Here is a 16,289-nt window from a genome sequence, read left to right as displayed (position 1 = left end):
GATTGAAGTGATAGCGGGGCTACCTTGACCGAAGAACACAGAACCTTGCTTTCCAAATAATTAAGATAACTGAACGATTAGATTATCAAGTCGAATAAAAATCGGCTTCGAAATAACGGCTAACAAAAAAAACCTTCCAGTTTTACTGAAAGGTTTTAAATATTTATATAATCTTTAATCTTAATTCGCTAAAACTTTAGTTACTAAATCAGCAGCTTCTTTTAAGGCAATTGCCGAGTAAACTTTAAGTCCAGATTCGTCGATTAATTTTTTAGCTTCTTCGGCATTTGTACCTTGTAAGCGGCAAATAATCGGCACCGGAATGTTTCCAATTTCTTGGTAAGCATCGATAACACCTTGCGCAACACGGTCGCAACGAACAATACCACCGAAAATATTAATTAAAATGGCTTTAACATTTGGGTCTTTTAAGATAATGTTAAAAGCAGCTTTAACGGTTTGTGCATTTGCAGTTCCGCCAACATCTAAAAAGTTAGCAGGCTCGCCACCGGCAAGTTTTATAATATCCATAGTAGCCATTGCTAAACCTGCACCATTAACCATACAACCTACGTTACCATCAAGGTTAACAAAGTTTAGGTTACTTGCACTAGCTTCAACTTCCATTGGGTCTTCTTCCGTCACATCACGCATTGCAGCGTAATCTGCGTGGCGGAACAAAGCATTTTCATCTAAATTTACTTTTGCATCAACTGCAATAACCTTATCATCAGACGTTTTTAACACAGGATTGATTTCGAACATCGAAGAATCTGTAGCTTCGTAAGCTTTATATAAAGCGGTTACAAATTTCACCATCTCTTTATGTGCAGCACCGCTAACACCTAAATTGAAAGCAATTTTACGAGCTTGGAAACCTTGTAAACCAACTTTTGGGTCAATTTCTTCTTTAAAAATTAAGTGTGGAGTGTGTTCTGCAACTTCTTCTATATCCATACCACCTTCGGTACTGTACATAATAATATTGCGACCTTTTGCACGATCTAATAAAACCGAAATATAATATTCTTTCGTTTCTGAAGCACCTGGATAATAAACATCCTGAGCAACTAAAATCTTGCCAACCAATTTACCTTCTGGTCCGGTTTGTGGCGTAACCAATTGCATACCAATAATATCGGTAGCACGTTGTTTAACTTCCTCTAAGTTTTTAGCCAATTTTACACCGCCACCTTTACCGCGACCACCTGCGTGGATTTGCGCTTTAATCACAACCCAATCAGAATTGTAATCAATTTTAAGTTGCTTAGCCGCTTCAACAGCTTGCTCTGGAGTATCGGCAACAATTCCTTCTTGAACGTTAACACCGAAACTTTTTAATATTTGTTTACCCTGGTATTCGTGAATATTCATTTGCTACAAAATTTGCCCAAAGCTACAATTTCAAACCCTTTAAACAAATAGCAAATGCCGATTATTTACAGAAAATATACGTTTTATGCTTATCGGGAATTTCAGTCCCGCTAATGTTCCAAGCACCGATGAAGAATCAGTGGCTTTCCACGTATATCGGGTTTAGTTTACGAAGATTGTATTTCTTGGCAAATTGGTTCCTTGCAAATTGTTGCAGCTAACTTCCTGCAAATGGAGTTCCGAAAATGCCAACGGCTAATTCTGCCCAAATTAAAAACAAAGCCATCAAAATGATAAAAAATAATACCGCTCTAAAGTTGCTATTTTGAACATTCCTGATAACAATTTCTATTGCTAAGCAAGTACTGAGAAGTAATACGCCTGCGGCAACAAAATCAAGCAATGTCCAATTTACTTCAGTTGTAAATTGCATTGCAACCAAAGGAATGCTTAGAATAACGGCTGTAATGATAAGCATTATGGTAATGCGCAATTTTGATGGGTTAAGTGTTTCTTGAGTTTTCATGACGTTTTAAATTATGTTTTTGAATGATGAAATAGATTAATTTTTATTCGGGATGTTGAAATATTCAGCTGTTTTCCAGTCTTGTAGATTCCATGATAACCAGCTTACTTTTTTATATCGTTCTTTAAAAAAACTAATGCGCATGTCGAGCTGATGCTGATAAAATTCTGCTGTTTCTGGTTTGGCATAGGTTCTGTCATTTATATCGGTGCCTTCTGTAAAGTGCAATTTTTCTCTGTTTTTCTCTAAAATTGGCAATGTTTTATCCGATAGCGTTAATAAATAACCAGCATCTAAAGAGATTTTAGTTTGTTGCGATAAATTGTATTTTGCAATAAATACATCCCAATTTACTACACTAAATGCAAGTAATAAAGCAAACCAGATATTCCCATTTACTTTTAACAGATAGAATAAAGTTTTCTGTTTGCTAACTTTAAGATATACGGTTGTTAAACCTATAATACAGAGAATGGCAAAAATAATAACCCCTATTCGTTTATACGTTAAGCCATAAAATTCTATGTAATAACCATCGCGAATAAATACAGAAACGATAAGTATTAAATTTTGAAGCATCCATACGAAGGCTAAAAACCTTAATGTTTTGCTTTTACTGTAAAAGTTTAAATTTCCACGGAAAAAATAAATAATAATGCCCATTGCCATAGCAATGCTGAAAATTAAAGCGTTTGTGCCATCGTGTAAATCAGCCGAGAAATTTCCTGACGGCTTGTAGCCAAACCATATTGTTACAATATCAATGCTATTTAACAAAAGCAACAAGATATTTAAAGCAATAAATGAAATTAATGCCGTTATATACTCCGTTTTAAGCGCAAGTTTCTTATCTAATAAGCTAAAGCTAAAAGTACTTAACAATTCACGCCATATACTTTTATATTTGGCGTTTTTTCTAACTCTTAATAGTTGCTCTTTACAGTTTGATTCAGCATTTTGAAGGCTTTTATCAAAAAAGGCAATTACTAATCCGCTTGTTACAAGTAAGCCAAGGCAGAAATGAATGAATCGGAGCGCACTTAAATCTTTAAAAAGTAAGCCGATTGTGTTTTCTATTAATTCGGAAATGCTGGTTAAGATAGTTTCTGCATAATGAGCAAAAACACTATTTGCGGCAGAATAAAGACACGTAAATATGGTTACAATTACCAGTGGGATAAATACATATTTAACCAATTTAAAAACCGGCTTGAAGTTGAAATTTCCAATTTTTACTTCAGCAAGTGTTTTAATTGCATTTAGCGGAACAGTTACCATTTGTAAAATAGCAGCACCAAAAGATGTAAAAACCGTTCTTATTTTTTGGTTATGGCTATAGCCTATAAAAAGTAAAAGGCTGATATAATAACTCACAAGCGATAAATCCGAATTATTAATCAAAACAAGAAAAGCAGCCAACAAATGAGTGGCGCCATAAATTTTGAATTTTTGGCTTTTTATTATATCAGGATTGACGTAAGTGATTATCAAAATATAAACACTGTAAATCAATAAGTTGAGTGCAAGTCTTTCTTTCCAGAAAAGAAAGCTAAACAACAAACCACCTAGTAGGGCAGAAAGTAGCAGAAGATTAGATTTATTTTTCATTTTAATTAGTTTAAAAGTGCTTTGATTTTCAAAGTGAATATTTAAAAAAAAATTTTATAGTTTTTTGATCATTTTTTCAAGCGCATCTAAATGAGCTTTAAAAGCTTGCTTTCCTAAAGCCGTAATTGCGTAAGTGGTGCTGGTTTTCCTTCCAATAAAACCTTTATGCACCTGTATAAACTCTGCCTGTTCCAAAGTATTTAGGTGCGAAGCCAAGTTTCCATCAGTTAATTCTAACATTTGTTTCAAATCATTAAAGCTTATATTGTCGTTTACAATTAGTATCGACATTACGCCTAACCTAATTCTACTATCAAATATTTTATTTAAATCTGCTATTGGGTTTTTCATATTACTTGCCTCTTTCGTATTTAAAATACATTAAAAGTCCGTAAAGAATATGCAGAATGCCAAAGCCAAAAGCCCAAAAAATTAAACCATAACCAACATAAAACATGCAAATCAATCCAAGAATTACTTCGCAGTAGCCTAAGTATCGAATGTCGCTAAATGTAAATTTGCTGGCGTTTATCAATGCTAATCCGTAAAATATTAAACACGTTGGAGCAATAATGCTATACGTATTTGGGTGATTAAATAACAATGCAATGATGAATAAACCACCTGCTGCTAATGGAGTGAATAAATTTAATAGAAGCGATTTTGATGTTTTATCCCAAATCGGGAGGTTATTGCGCTGACTTTTTCTATAGGTAAAAAGAACGCCACCAGCTATTGAAACTATAAGGGTAATAATTGCAAGCTTTACAAGATTGTATTCTAAATCCATTTCGCCTTCTACACCAAAAGAATATCCTCTGCCATTAACAAACTTTAAAATTTCTTCATTAGCGAAGTAAGCACCAATTAAGGCTATGAAACCAGCGAAAACACCCGATAAACCACTCAAAGAAATGAATCTGGATGATCTATCCATCATTTGCCTGATATCTTTTAATGCATTTAATTGTTCCTCAGAATTACTCATTTTTAAAAGTGCTTTGTTTTTCAAAGTTAAATAAGATAATTGTATTTGCAAATTTTTTTAAGACTTTATTCTTTTATGTTCCTTCGGATTGATTTCCACAGATTAGGGATTGCAAAGATTATTTGTTTTATTCGAGGGTATTCTTTAATGTTACTTCGGATTGATTACACAGGTTAGGAATTTCACAGATTACTTATATCATGCCAGGATATTGGTTATTTGCGATTTCAACTTTGGTCTTTATTCTTTAAATCTTTATTCTTTGTTCTTTTATCTTTATTCTTAATTTTGATTTATGCTAAAAGCCACGGGTATTAGAAAATCGTACGGAAATTTACAAATTTTAAAAGGCGTAAATTTTGAAGTACAAAAGGGAGAGATTGTTAGTATTATTGGTCCTTCGGGTGCCGGTAAGAGTACGCTTTTACATATTTTGGGAACATTAGATAAACCCGATGAAGGTTCTGTAGAACTAAAAGGAACGGTTATAAATGAATTGAGTGGAGAGTCGCTAAGTTCTTTTAGAAATCAGAATATTGGTTTTGTTTTTCAATTTCATCATTTGTTGCCTGAATTTAGTGCAATTGAAAACATATGTATTCCAGCTTTTATCGCAAAAACTAATAAAAAACAAGCTGAAACCAGGGCATTGGAATTGTTGGATCTGTTTGGATTGAAGGGCAGAGCAAACCATAAACCGAATCAATTATCAGGTGGAGAGCAACAACGTGTAGCCATTGCAAGGTCGTTAATAAATAATCCATCCATAATCCTTGCCGATGAACCTTCAGGAAATTTAGATTCAGAAAATGCAGCAGCACTGCACCAGCTTTTTGTAAGCTTACGTGATAATTTTCAGCAAACGTTTGTAATTGTAACTCATAATGAACATTTAGCAAAAACTAGCGATAGAATTGTAACCATGAAAGATGGCTTAATCGTATAGGGGCAAGGTTTAAGAGTTTTGATTTTTAACTGTTTGTTTGATTCTTTTACCAAGCAATCTTTCAGTTTAACAATACAACATATAACATATTTTTCAATTGAAGATTTTAATTACCGGCGGAAATAACGCCAAAACAATTAAGCTTTTAAAAGCATTTCCAAATCATTTTGTTTTATTAGCTGATTATGGTGATGTTCCAGGCATTACCACAGAAAATTATGCCTTTACATCATTAGGAACGCTAAATGCTGATAGTATTGCGCATATACTGTTGAATTTTTGCATTACAGAATCAATTGATACCATTATTCCTCTACATAGCTTCGAAATTGAACCTTTAGCGAAATCGGCTGTTTTGTTTAGCGAATATGGGATTGAAGTATTACTCCCAAACTTGGATTTGATAGACCAATATGTTGCTACAGAGCAAAGTGCAAATCCCGAACTGAATATTTTTGTTAAAGGAGTTTGTGTTTTTTCGACCAGTAATAATATTCCTCAAAATTTTTTAGAAGAATTGAACGGAGCTTTTACATTAGATAAATCATCAAATTATAAACTTTTTACCATTTAATTATGGGTGCATATCGATTAGCAAAAGATAAACAGATAGTTATTTTCGAGCTTGATGATGTATTGTTTCCTGCAAAGGATTATCTATTACAGGTGTATTATCTTTTTGCGCAATTTATCGAATATAGTGAGCAAAAGAATGCACAATCTATTTTAGATTTTATGCGAACTGAATATGAAAATTACGGACAGGAAGGTTTGTTTGCTAAAACAGTTTCTCAGTTCAAAATTGCAGAGAGTTATCAGCATAATTTTGATTTACTGCATCAAAATGCAAGGTTGCCATTAAAATTACTACTCTACAAAAACATGCTCGAGTTTCTACAAGATTTAGTTTTAGATAGAAAAAAAATATTTATTGTAACATCTGGCAATGCAGAACAACAATTAAATAAAATACGGCAAACCGAGTGGAACGGGCTTGAAAAATATTTAACAGTTTTTTTTACAACGGAATTAAATCAAACCAAAGCAGAAATTTTTCAGAACATATTAAACAGCAACAATTTAAGTAATATTGATGCGTTAGTTGTTGGTGCAAATAAAGTTGATGAGCAGCAATCTAAATCAATTAATTTGCCGTATATTGAGTCACTAAAAATTTACAAATAAATATGATAAGAAAGTTTTCTGCGCATAACCTGATAATGTGTGCTTTAATTGTTGTTGTAGGGTTAGCAACATCATGTAAGAAATCTTCAGTTTCGCCAGATGGTGGTTTAACAACAACGCCACCCACGCCAGCAACAAGGGCTGAACTTACAAAGGATTCTATTTATTTATACGCACAGCAAACCTACCTTTGGAATGTTGGTATGCCTACTTATGCTGCTTTTAACCCAAGACAATATAACACTAATGATGCGGTTATCGCAGCACTTAGGGGTTTGCCAAGCACAGGTGGAAAGGATAAATATTCTTTTATGGATGATGGTGCAGTAGCAACACAGCTTGGTGGTGTAAGTGGAGATTATGGCTTCTCAGCAAATTTTGATGCCACTAATCTGCTTAGAGTTAAATTTGTTTATCCCAGTTCTCCTGCCTCTACACAAGGTTTAAAAAGAGGGTTTCAAATTACAAAAGTAAACGGTAGTGGTGTAAGTAGATCTAGCCAAAGTGATATAGATAACTTGAACAATGCAATATTTGGAAGCAATCCATCTATTACCATGACGGTACTTAAACCTGATGGAACATCAGCAGATATTACAATAACACGTGCAACTTATAACATCAACCCAATTCTTTATACCAATACCTATACTATTGGTGCAAAAAAAGTAGGCTATATTGTTTTTAATAGTTTTACAACAAATTCTATCACATTATTAGATGCTGCATTTGCAAAATTTGCTGCTGATGGTGTTACAGAATTGGTAGTAGATTTGAGATATAATGGTGGTGGTTCTGTTGCTACATCAGAAGCTTTTACAAACTTAATTGCACCAGTTGCTCAGAATGGCAAGGTAATGTACACTACCTATTGGACACAAACTATGCAAGATGAACAGGCGACAATTCTTCAAAATCAAAAATTTTATGCTAAAGGAACCGATGGTGTAACACGTTTGTATTCATATTTCGATTACTCTTACAAACCTACACCAGCAGCAGGAAACCAAGAAGTTTTTGCTAAAAGAGGCTCGCTTAATACTTTATCGAGAGTTTATTTCCTTGTAACAGGTGGTACTGCATCTGCTAGTGAGTTATTGATTAACAATTTAAAACCAGTTATGGATGTTAAGTTAATAGGTAAAACCACATTTGGCAAACCTGTTGGTTTCTTTTCATTAAGAATTGATAAAAGCGATTTGTATATTCCCCAATTTCAAACTAAAAATCAACTAAATCAAGGCGATTATTTTGCTGGAATGGTCGTAGATAAGGATGTTTCAGATGATTTGACAAAAGATTTTGGTGATACATCAGAGAAACTTTTGTCGCAAGCTTTATACTATTCTGTGAATGGTAATTTTTCTGCTTTCGCTAAAGACAATACTTTAAGCAGCACATCAGGTATTTCTCGTGCCCAAATTGATAATGCTAACGAAAAATTAAATCATGAATTTAAAGGAATGGTAGAAACCCGAAAGTTAAAATTGAACAAATAAACCAAACAAATAAATTTTGAAGCCGGTATTTAACTCATACCGGCTTTTTTTTATTTAAAAAATTAAAATTACAGTTCAAAGATTGCTTTTTTTCTAAAATTTTAATAAGCTTGTTTAATAAAAACAGTCAAAGACATATTATGCCGATAGAAATCGTAGAAAAAGAACATATAAGCTATTTAAATATTGTTAATTCTAAGGAAGATCATTCTGATGAGTTAAAAGTTAAACTAGATGAAGCTCAAAGGCTTGGAAATGAGTTCAAATCAAAAGCAGTAATTACATTTAATACAACCATTGGTCCGAAACGGGTTGATACAACAGTTTGGGCGGTTACAGAAAAATACATTCAACTCAAAAATAATATACATATACCGCTTAAAAGCTTAATTGATATCGATTTTTAGGCTATTAATTAAGGAAATAAATCATCCCGCATTTATTAACCTTAGCCTAAACATCAATGAGTACGCTCCATAAAATTGCATTAACTTTTATTAAATCAATTGGTCCGGTAAATGCCAAAAACTTACTGGCATATTGCGGCAGTGCCGAAGCCGTGTTTTCTGCTAATAAAAAGCAACTGCTCCAAATACCAGGAATAGGGGAGAAAACCGTTGAAGCCATATTAAGTACCGATGCATTAAATAGAGCTACTGAAGAATTAAAATTTATTGTGAAGCATGGTATAGAAGTTCTCTTTTTCTCAGATGAAAATTATCCAAAACGCTTAAAAAACTGCTTTGATCCACCGATTTTACTTTATTTTAAAGGCAAAGCAGATTTAAATCATCCAAGAATTATCAGCATTGTTGGTACACGAAATGCAACTGAATACGGAAGAACATTATGCAGGCAACTTTGCGAAGTTCTGGCTCCTTACAATGTTTTAATTGTAAGTGGTTTGGCTTACGGAATTGATGTGACTACACATAAAGAGTGCATAACAAATGATATTGCAACAGTTGGAGTTTTAGGGCATGGCTTGGACAGACTGTATCCACAGATTCACAAAGCAGTTTCACAAAAAATGGTATTGAATGGTGGTTTACTTTCAGAATATCCTACTTTAACGAATCCTGACAGGCAAAATTTTCCACAACGAAACCGAATTATTGCAGGCATTGCAGATGCTACTATAGTTGTGGAGGCATCTATAAAAGGCGGTGCATTAATTACCGCTGAAATTGCCAATTCGTATTATAAAGATGTATATGCTTTCCCGGGTAGAACAAATGATGTTTTTTCTGAAGGTTGTAATTTTCTCATCAAAACTAATAGGGCAGGATTAATTAACAATGCACATGACTTGATTTATTATTTAGGTTGGGATGATGAAGTGAAGGAGAAAAAGAAACAAGCTCAAACCACATTGCAACTTAACCTGACTGCGAATGAGCAAAAAGTTGTTGAAGTTCTACAGCATGGTCAGTTAGCTATTGATGAACTTTGTATTAAGTTGAACATTCAGCAGAGCAAATTAGCCATTGTATTGCTTACCTTAGAAATGCAAGGTATAATAATTTCACTCCCTGGTAAGGTTTATAAACTGGCTTAATAAATTTGATTTTGGATAAACTCTAAAGGCAATACTGCATTTTCCCCAATAATCAATCTATAATCCCTATCATAGTAATAGATTATGATATATAATTCTATTATTATAAAATTTACAAAATTTTGTTTCAAATAAAATATAGTTTGTAAAATACTTAATGCCTTTGCTTAATTTTGCAACATGTGGTATAACAATATTTTAGAAACCATAGGCAATACGCCATTGGTAAAATTAAATACAATTACGAAAAATGTTCCAGGTACAATTCTGGCCAAAATAGAAACTACAAATCCTGGTAATTCGATTAAAGACCGTATGGCGGTTAAAATGATTGATGATGCTGAAAAAAGTGGTAAACTAAAACCAGGCGGAACGATAATCGAAGGAACATCAGGAAATACCGGAATGGGGCTTGCAATGGCAGCTATTATTAAAGGTTACAAATGCATATTCACTACAACTGATAAACAATCGAAAGAGAAAGTTGATGCTTTACGTGCCTTTGGTGCTGAAGTTATTGTTTGTCCAACCAATGTTGAGCCCGAAGACCCACGCTCTTATTATTCGGTTTCTTCTCGCTTAGAGCGTGAAGTTCCAAATTCATGGAAACCAAATCAATACGATAATTTAGCCAATTCGCAAGCGCACTACGAACAAACCGGACCAGAAATTTGGGAACAAACTGAAGGTAAAATTACGCACTTAGTTGTTGGTGTTGGTACTGGTGGAACAATATCTGGAGCTGGAAAATACTTGAAAGAGAAAAATCCAAACATTCAAATTTGGGGAATTGATACATATGGTTCGGTATTTAAAAAGTATAAAGAAACCGGAATTTTCGATAAAGATGAAATTTATCCTTACATCACAGAAGGAATTGGAGAGGATTTTCTGCCTGCAAATGTGAACTTTGACGTTATTGATTTATTCGAAAAAGTAACTGATAAAGATGCTGCATTAATGACTCGTGATATTGCCCGTAAAGAGGGGATTTTTGTAGGTAACTCCGCTGGCGCTGCTATTGGTGGTTTAATTCAGTTGAAAGATAAATTAAAACCGGAAGATGTTGTTGTGGTAATTTTTCATGACCATGGTAGTAGATACATGGGTAAAATGTATAACGAAGATTGGTTACGCGAACGCGGATTTTTGGAAGATGAGAAATTAACGGCAAAATCAATTTTGGCTAAAAAAGATGCTACCGAAATCGTTACTTTAGATTCTACTAAATCTGTTTTAGAAGCAATTAACACCATAAAATCAATGAATATCTCGCAAATTCCAGTAACTCAGCAAGGTATGATTGTTGGTAAAATTGCAGAAAGTGATATTCTATCAGCATTGTTAGAAAATCCGGGATTAAAATCTGCTGCTATTTCAGAAATCATGACAGCAACATTTCCTTTCGTTGATTTAAATACATCAATTGATAAAATATCATCATTAATAAATAAGGAGAATTCTGCTGTTTTGGTAGAAGATGAATCAGGTAAAATTGAGATTATCACGCAATATGATATTATAAATGCAATCTCGGGGTAGTTAGCTCTGATTTTTATTTATTAAGGCAATTGATTTTTAGACTTAGAAATAGCTTTAAGTTTTTTTTCCTCGGTCTGTGTCTCCACAGACCGAAATTTTAAATATTTCTTTGCATCCATCGATATGATGGTAATTTATAAACCTTTAATAAGTTCTGGATTTTCTTGCTTTAAGCTTTGAATACTTTGTGATTAAACAAACTCAAAAAAACTGAATGAAGAATTGCCGTATTTCCTAGTTTCAGTGTAACCAGGTTGGCTGTTTAGTTTCATATTGCTTTGATGCTCAACAATCAATAGTCCATCGGTTTTAAGCAATTGCTGCTCTTTTACCAAAACGGGAATTTGGGGAATGTTTGGCATATTATAGGGCGGGTCTGCGAATATTAAATCGTAAGAACCCGTCATTTGTTTCAGCAATTTAAAAACATCTCCCTTACGTACTTCAACTTGGTTAAATTCATGCTTGGTAGCAGTAGTTTTTACCCAATTTATACAACCGTAGTCCTTATCTACAGCTAAAATTTTTTGCGCACCACGAGAGGCGAATTCAAAAGTTAAGTTTCCTGTTCCGCAAAACAAATCTAAAACTTCACAGGCCTCAAAGTCGAATTTGTTATTTAAGATGTTAAATAAAGCCTCTTTGGCCATATCTGTTGTTGGGCGAACGGGCAAATTTGCAGGAGGTTGCAATCGTATGCCTTTTAATTTTCCTCCAATTATTCGCATAAATTTAAAGCAAGTAATCCGCTGAAATAGTGTTTAGGCATATCGGCCAATAATTCATTATCCTGTTTGCCTGCGGGAAGAAAGAAGTATAAGTTATTGAAGTATTTTAGCAAAGTATTGTAATAGTCATCATCTTCATTTATAATACCTTGCAAATAAACCGCTGTAGACTCATTCAATCCCAATTGCTCGATAATCAATAACAAAAAATAGTTAAATTCTTCAGCGTTTTCGGCTTGGTAGTGGTTTTGAAAATTGACTTTTTTATCTTTTACAAACAATACATTAAATGATGCGGCGGTAAAATCAATTAATAATGCTTCGCCTGATAAGTGACTAAACAAAGCGAGAAGTGGAGATGATTGCGGATAGAAAATGGTATTTAAAGGAAGTTTATCCTCAATATTTTTATCTATTGAAAAAAGCGTGTTAAAACCTAATTCTTCATTATGTTTGGTATGAATTTCACCATTTGAACCTAAGAATTTTGAGTAAACTGTAAGGTTATCAGCATCGAACAACTCATCAGGAATGAATGTGAATTTAGATGTGTGGACTGCAGCTTTTACTGCTTCATATTTTTGAGATAAAAGATTATCATTTTCAAAAGCAACCTTCAAATCGTGTTCCAAATCCTCGCAGCCTTGTTTATCGAAGATTACATTAATCTGCTCCGAACCTTTATCTACCACTGCATAAGAAAAACTATCATTCGTTATTTTTAACAATAAATGGCAGTTTGCAGATGCATCAGCTTTAAAATTCGGGTTGACTAATAAAAGACTGTTTTTACTCATTGAAACAAAAATAGAGTTTTTTAAGGATTAACCGCAAAGGGTACAAAGTTTTTTCGCAAAGGACGCAAAGTTAGGCGCTTCAATTTTTTTATACATAAAATAGCTTAGTGTCCTTTGCGTCTTGATGCTTAACATTTCTCTGCGTTCTTTGCGGTTAAATCAAACTCAATCTTTTTACCAAAATCAAACTTTTCGCTTATTCAAAATTCAAAATATTCGGCTTAAATTCGAAACATGAGTTACACGCCTACTTATAAAGCAGCGAACACCGTTGCCGCTAAAATTGAGCAACATTTTATTAAAATGCATGAAAATGCGGTGGCACAAGGCGAAGAAGATTTGGCAACTCAGCCCGATAAGAAAATTATTGAGGCCTTAATTGATGTTGCTTTTTGGAGTAGCTTACGGAAAGAAGAGGGGCACTCTCCACGAATTTCTATTGCTTTTTTACCGCCCTCGCAAACTTCAAAACCATTAAAATTTGCAAAACCTTTACCCTTAAATGCCAATACGCTTACCAAAATAGCACCTGGGATTGAGCGTTCGGGTATTCACCTAGGCGTTTGGGAAGAAGATGGCGAACTTTACATTTGGGGTACAACATTAAATATTCCCAACTTTTGTTTTGTTGTAGATGTTTCGGAGCCTGGCTTAATTGTAATTAAACACCGCAGGATTTATGGCATTGGAAAATTTACTAATGTGGCAGTTTTAAAAGGAGAGCAAATTAGAATTGTGGATGATACGAGTTGTTTAAACCGCGATTGTCCGCCGATTTTAAAAGCTTTGTTAGATTTAACGGTGCTCGCAAGCTGGAACGACCCAATAAATATTCTGATTCAGTTTTCGGTTTCGATGCGTGGTCATGGTCGCGGTGGTGCATTGCTTATTGTACCGAAAAACGACCAAAAGTGGGAAGAATCTATCATTCACCCAATTCAGTATTTAGTTGAGCCACCTTTTTGTGGTTTATCTAATCTGGCTAAACAAAGTGGTAACCAAACTGAAATTTTTTCTCAGGGTGCTTTGCGTCGCGAGGTTGAGCATTTAGCAGGTTTAACGGCTGTTGATGGTGCTACAATTATTAACGACCAATTTGATTTACTTGCTTTTGGTGCTAAAATAGGTCGTGCAAAAGGGAAACCAACGGTTGAACAGATTGCTTTTTCAGAACCAATTGTTGGTGGAGAGGATAAGATTTTATATCCTGGTCAGTTGGGTGGAACGAGGCATTTTTCAGTTGCACAGTTTGTTAACGACCAGCCGCAAGCTATTGGTCTGGTTGCATCGCAAGATGGTCATTTTACGATTTTTAGTTGGAGCAAACAGCAGAGTATGGTGATGGCGCATAGGATTGAGACGTTGTTGTTGTAATTGGCTTATTTGACATTATATTTTGTCCTGGCCGGACGGGCTTTTTTCTTTTTGACAACAAAAAGAAACAAAAATTGCCGGCTGAAAATTTTTCTATTAAAGTTAGTGGTTTGGCCTGGATAAGCTATGCCGAAAAATTTGTTAGGCCGGATTAGAGTAAAACGGAGATGATGTGGTAAGGCTTAGTTAGGTGGAAAGGCTAGATGATATCTCTAGTTTTTCTAGAAAATATTGATTTCCATCATGCTATTCCCCTTTGGAGGGGGCAGGGGGAGGTCTTTATTGTTATCGCAGTTTTAATCTTAGGAAATTTCTATACAATACAGTATCCAACTAAATAAATACTTTATACATTTTGCAGCAACCAACTTTAAAAAAAGCCTCTATCTTTGCCACTTAAACCGTGTTGCAGCGGCATCCTTTTTTGTTGCATACTTCAATTGAAACAGCACAACCATTCACAAAAAAGATATAGCGGAAAGACGGACTGCTGCGGCCGAAGAGTACTGCAACTGCTTTCCAAAAACTTAAGTCAAACCATTCACAAATAATACCATTCAATATACATGTACATCGATAAAAGTCAACTCATTGCCCAAGCTTACGAACACACGCCAACCAAAGAGCAATTGCTTTTTTGCGAGCGGATGTCGAAGTTTTTGCAGGAAGAGGATGAATATCGTTGTTTTGTTTTGAAAGGTTATGCCGGTACGGGTAAAACAACTTCGGTTGCGGCTTTGGTAAAAGTTTTGGCAAAGTTTAATTTAAGGAGCGAATTGTTGGCGCCAACCGGGCGGGCGGCGAAAGTGATGAGCCAGTATTCTTACCGAAAAGCACTAACCATTCACAAAAGAATTTATAGGAAACGTTCTGCTGCATCTCCAGAAATGCAGTTTCAGCTGGCACCAAATTTATCAGAAAACACACTTTTTATTATTGATGAGGCATCTATGATTGCCGATGAATTTAACGAAACAGGTTCTTCTATTTTGAGGGATTTGCTGGAATTTGTCTACAATAGTAAAAATTGTTTCTTACTTTTTGTGGGCGATACGGCACAATTACCTCCAGTTGGGAGTTTGGAAAGCCCTGCTTTGAACGAGCAATATTTGAAAGATAAATTTGCATTAACCATTACTGCTATTGAGTTGAAAGAAGTGGTTAGGCAGGAAAAAAAATCAGGAATATTAGCTAATGCAACAATGTTGAGGAACCAGATTTCTAATAATCCTGATAAACCTTTACCAAAATTTTTAACAAAAAATTACAAGGATATTTACAACATGGCTGGCGCTCGCTTGGTTGAGGGTTTAGAATATGCCTACCGGAAATTTGGCATGGAAAACACTTTAGTGGTTTGTCGTTCTAATAAATCGGCTAATATTTATAATCAACAAATCAGGGCGAGGTTGCTCTATCGCGAAGAAGAATTAACGGGTGGCGACCAAATTATGGTGGTGCGCAACAATTATTTCTGGCTGCCCGAAAATGAAGAAACCTCTTTCATTGCTAATGGTGATATGGCGAAGGTGATTCGGGTAAGGGGAGACGAAGAACGTTATGGTTTCCGTTTTGCTGATGCTACTTTAGAGTTTATGGATTTCCAATCAGCTGGGCAAATTAGCTGCAAGGTAATGTTAGATACCCTGAATTTAGAATCTGCAAATCTGCCTTATGAACAGAATAAGAAGCTTTTTGATGGTTTAAATGAAGATTACAGTCATATTGCCAACAAGCGGCAACGTATGCTCGCCATTAAACAAGACCCATTTTACAATGCTTTGCAAATTAAGTTTGCGTATGCCGTTACTTGCCATAAAGCACAAGGCGGACAATGGGATGCCGTTTTCGCCGACCAAGGTTATTTAACGGAAGAGATGATAGATTTGGATTTTTTAAGATGGCTGTACACCGCCGTAACCCGGGCTAAAAAAGAATTGTATTTGGTAAATTTTGCACCACAACTGTTCGCTAAGACCGCACAAGAGGATTATTTTTAGAAGGTGATTACACTTATTTAGAGATTATATAGATTTTTCTAGGCAAATTTAAATTAAGAATACCAGATTCTACACCCAGCATATGTGTTTCTTATATGTCTTATATGGTTCAAAAATAAACTACTGATTCATCAGAGTTATTGAAGGTTCTTTATAAAATAAAT

General features: G+C 34.6%; 16 protein-coding genes. 9 read left to right on the top strand and 7 right to left on the bottom strand.

The window, feature by feature from the left end:
• Positions 1–180: 180 nt before the first annotated feature.
• From sucC to ACFOWA_RS08245, 5 genes are all read right to left on the bottom strand, one after another.
• Positions 181–1,374, bottom strand: a complete 1,194-nt coding sequence (gene sucC / locus ACFOWA_RS08265) for an ADP-forming succinate--CoA ligase subunit beta (protein WP_378983863.1) — start codon at positions 1,372–1,374, stop codon at positions 181–183.
• A gap of 217 nt (positions 1,375–1,591) precedes the next feature.
• Positions 1,592–1,900: a hypothetical protein gene (locus ACFOWA_RS08260; protein WP_378983861.1), complete on the bottom strand. Its 309-nt coding sequence runs from the start codon at positions 1,898–1,900 to the stop codon at positions 1,592–1,594.
• 36 nt (positions 1,901–1,936) lie between these two features.
• Positions 1,937–3,508, bottom strand: coding sequence for a DUF4153 domain-containing protein (locus ACFOWA_RS08255; protein WP_378983859.1), 1,572 nt, complete (start codon positions 3,506–3,508; stop codon positions 1,937–1,939).
• 54 nt (positions 3,509–3,562) lie between these two features.
• The gene (locus ACFOWA_RS08250; RefSeq protein ID WP_378983857.1) at positions 3,563–3,859 is read right to left on the bottom strand and encodes a winged helix-turn-helix domain-containing protein; all 297 of its coding nucleotides are present in this window, start codon (positions 3,857–3,859) and stop codon (positions 3,563–3,565) included.
• Position 3,860: 1 nt separating this feature from the next.
• Positions 3,861–4,496, bottom strand: a complete 636-nt coding sequence (locus ACFOWA_RS08245; protein WP_378983855.1) for a hypothetical protein — start codon at positions 4,494–4,496, stop codon at positions 3,861–3,863.
• Positions 4,497–4,791: 295 nt separating this feature from the next.
• Here ACFOWA_RS08245 and ACFOWA_RS08240 point away from each other — a divergent pair, with 295 nt between their 5' ends.
• From ACFOWA_RS08240 to ACFOWA_RS08210, 7 genes are all read left to right on the top strand, one after another.
• Positions 4,792–5,442, top strand: coding sequence for an ABC transporter ATP-binding protein (locus ACFOWA_RS08240; RefSeq protein ID WP_378983853.1), 651 nt, complete (start codon positions 4,792–4,794; stop codon positions 5,440–5,442).
• Positions 5,443–5,539: 97 nt separating this feature from the next.
• A complete protein-coding gene (locus tag ACFOWA_RS08235; protein WP_378983852.1) occupies positions 5,540–6,016 on the top strand; it encodes a hypothetical protein in 477 nt (158 codons plus the stop codon).
• 2 nt (positions 6,017–6,018) lie between these two features.
• Positions 6,019–6,627: an HAD hydrolase-like protein gene (locus ACFOWA_RS08230; RefSeq protein ID WP_378983850.1), complete on the top strand. Its 609-nt coding sequence runs from the start codon at positions 6,019–6,021 to the stop codon at positions 6,625–6,627.
• 2 nt (positions 6,628–6,629) lie between these two features.
• Complete coding sequence (locus ACFOWA_RS08225) at positions 6,630–8,126, top strand: S41 family peptidase (RefSeq protein ID WP_378983847.1); 1,497 nt, start codon at positions 6,630–6,632, stop codon at positions 8,124–8,126.
• 140 nt (positions 8,127–8,266) lie between these two features.
• Positions 8,267–8,533 (top strand): hypothetical protein, encoded by a 267-nt coding sequence (locus ACFOWA_RS08220; protein ID WP_378983845.1) that lies wholly within the window; start codon positions 8,267–8,269, stop codon positions 8,531–8,533.
• Between the two features lie 56 nt (positions 8,534–8,589).
• Positions 8,590–9,684, top strand: a complete 1,095-nt coding sequence (dprA, locus tag ACFOWA_RS08215; RefSeq protein WP_378983843.1) for a DNA-processing protein DprA — start codon at positions 8,590–8,592, stop codon at positions 9,682–9,684.
• A 180-nt stretch (positions 9,685–9,864) separates the two neighbouring features.
• Positions 9,865–11,226 carry a pyridoxal-phosphate dependent enzyme gene (locus ACFOWA_RS08210; protein WP_378983841.1) on the top strand — a complete coding sequence of 454 codons (1,362 nt, stop codon included), beginning with the start codon at positions 9,865–9,867 and terminating at the stop codon, positions 11,224–11,226.
• Positions 11,227–11,417: 191 nt separating this feature from the next.
• On the opposite strand, the gene rsmD is transcribed toward ACFOWA_RS08210, so the two are convergent.
• Together rsmD and ACFOWA_RS08200 are read right to left on the bottom strand one after the other, a co-directional pair.
• Complete coding sequence (gene rsmD / locus ACFOWA_RS08205; protein WP_378983839.1) at positions 11,418–11,954, bottom strand: 16S rRNA (guanine(966)-N(2))-methyltransferase RsmD; 537 nt, start codon at positions 11,952–11,954, stop codon at positions 11,418–11,420.
• Positions 11,945–12,751 carry a DUF3822 family protein gene (locus ACFOWA_RS08200; RefSeq protein WP_378983836.1) on the bottom strand — a complete coding sequence of 269 codons (807 nt, stop codon included), beginning with the start codon at positions 12,749–12,751 and terminating at the stop codon, positions 11,945–11,947. Before ACFOWA_RS08200 ends, rsmD begins: the two co-directional genes overlap by 10 nt.
• A gap of 234 nt (positions 12,752–12,985) precedes the next feature.
• On the opposite strand from ACFOWA_RS08200, the gene ACFOWA_RS08195 reads away from it, so the two are divergent.
• Both ACFOWA_RS08195 and ACFOWA_RS08190 read left to right on the top strand, forming a co-directional pair.
• Positions 12,986–14,125, top strand: coding sequence for a putative sensor domain DACNV-containing protein (locus ACFOWA_RS08195; protein ID WP_378983834.1), 1,140 nt, complete (start codon positions 12,986–12,988; stop codon positions 14,123–14,125).
• Positions 14,126–14,691: 566 nt separating this feature from the next.
• Positions 14,692–16,125, top strand: coding sequence for an ATP-dependent DNA helicase (locus tag ACFOWA_RS08190; protein ID WP_378983832.1), 1,434 nt, complete (start codon positions 14,692–14,694; stop codon positions 16,123–16,125).
• The last annotated feature ends 164 nt before the right edge of the window (positions 16,126–16,289 follow it).

This window comes from Pedobacter lithocola (genome assembly GCF_042650845.1).
GTDB lineage: Bacteria > Bacteroidota > Bacteroidia > Sphingobacteriales > Sphingobacteriaceae > Pedobacter > Pedobacter lithocola.
Note: the sequence above shows the minus strand (reverse complement) of the source record. Positions and strands in the feature narration are given on the sequence as shown.

Coding starts and splice junctions, on each gene's coding strand:
- ACFOWA_RS08195 (WP_378983834.1), top strand. CDS start 12,986: ATGAGTTACACGCCTACTTATAAAGCAGCGAACACCGTTGCCGCTAAA.
- ACFOWA_RS08220 (WP_378983845.1), top strand. CDS start 8,267: ATGCCGATAGAAATCGTAGAAAAAGAACATATAAGCTATTTAAATATT.
- ACFOWA_RS08200 (WP_378983836.1), bottom strand. CDS start 12,751: ATGAGTAAAAACAGTCTTTTATTAGTCAACCCGAATTTTAAAGCTGAT.
- sucC (WP_378983863.1), bottom strand. CDS start 1,374: ATGAATATTCACGAATACCAGGGTAAACAAATATTAAAAAGTTTCGGT.
- ACFOWA_RS08190 (WP_378983832.1), top strand. CDS start 14,692: ATGTACATCGATAAAAGTCAACTCATTGCCCAAGCTTACGAACACACG.
- ACFOWA_RS08245 (WP_378983855.1), bottom strand. CDS start 4,496: ATGAGTAATTCTGAGGAACAATTAAATGCATTAAAAGATATCAGGCAA.
- ACFOWA_RS08225 (WP_378983847.1), top strand. CDS start 6,630: ATGATAAGAAAGTTTTCTGCGCATAACCTGATAATGTGTGCTTTAATT.
- ACFOWA_RS08250 (WP_378983857.1), bottom strand. CDS start 3,859: ATGAAAAACCCAATAGCAGATTTAAATAAAATATTTGATAGTAGAATT.
- ACFOWA_RS08210 (WP_378983841.1), top strand. CDS start 9,865: ATGTGGTATAACAATATTTTAGAAACCATAGGCAATACGCCATTGGTA.
- dprA (WP_378983843.1), top strand. CDS start 8,590: ATGAGTACGCTCCATAAAATTGCATTAACTTTTATTAAATCAATTGGT.
- ACFOWA_RS08255 (WP_378983859.1), bottom strand. CDS start 3,508: ATGAAAAATAAATCTAATCTTCTGCTACTTTCTGCCCTACTAGGTGGT.
- ACFOWA_RS08230 (WP_378983850.1), top strand. CDS start 6,019: ATGGGTGCATATCGATTAGCAAAAGATAAACAGATAGTTATTTTCGAG.
- rsmD (WP_378983839.1), bottom strand. CDS start 11,954: ATGCGAATAATTGGAGGAAAATTAAAAGGCATACGATTGCAACCTCCT.
- ACFOWA_RS08260 (WP_378983861.1), bottom strand. CDS start 1,900: ATGAAAACTCAAGAAACACTTAACCCATCAAAATTGCGCATTACCATA.
- ACFOWA_RS08240 (WP_378983853.1), top strand. CDS start 4,792: ATGCTAAAAGCCACGGGTATTAGAAAATCGTACGGAAATTTACAAATT.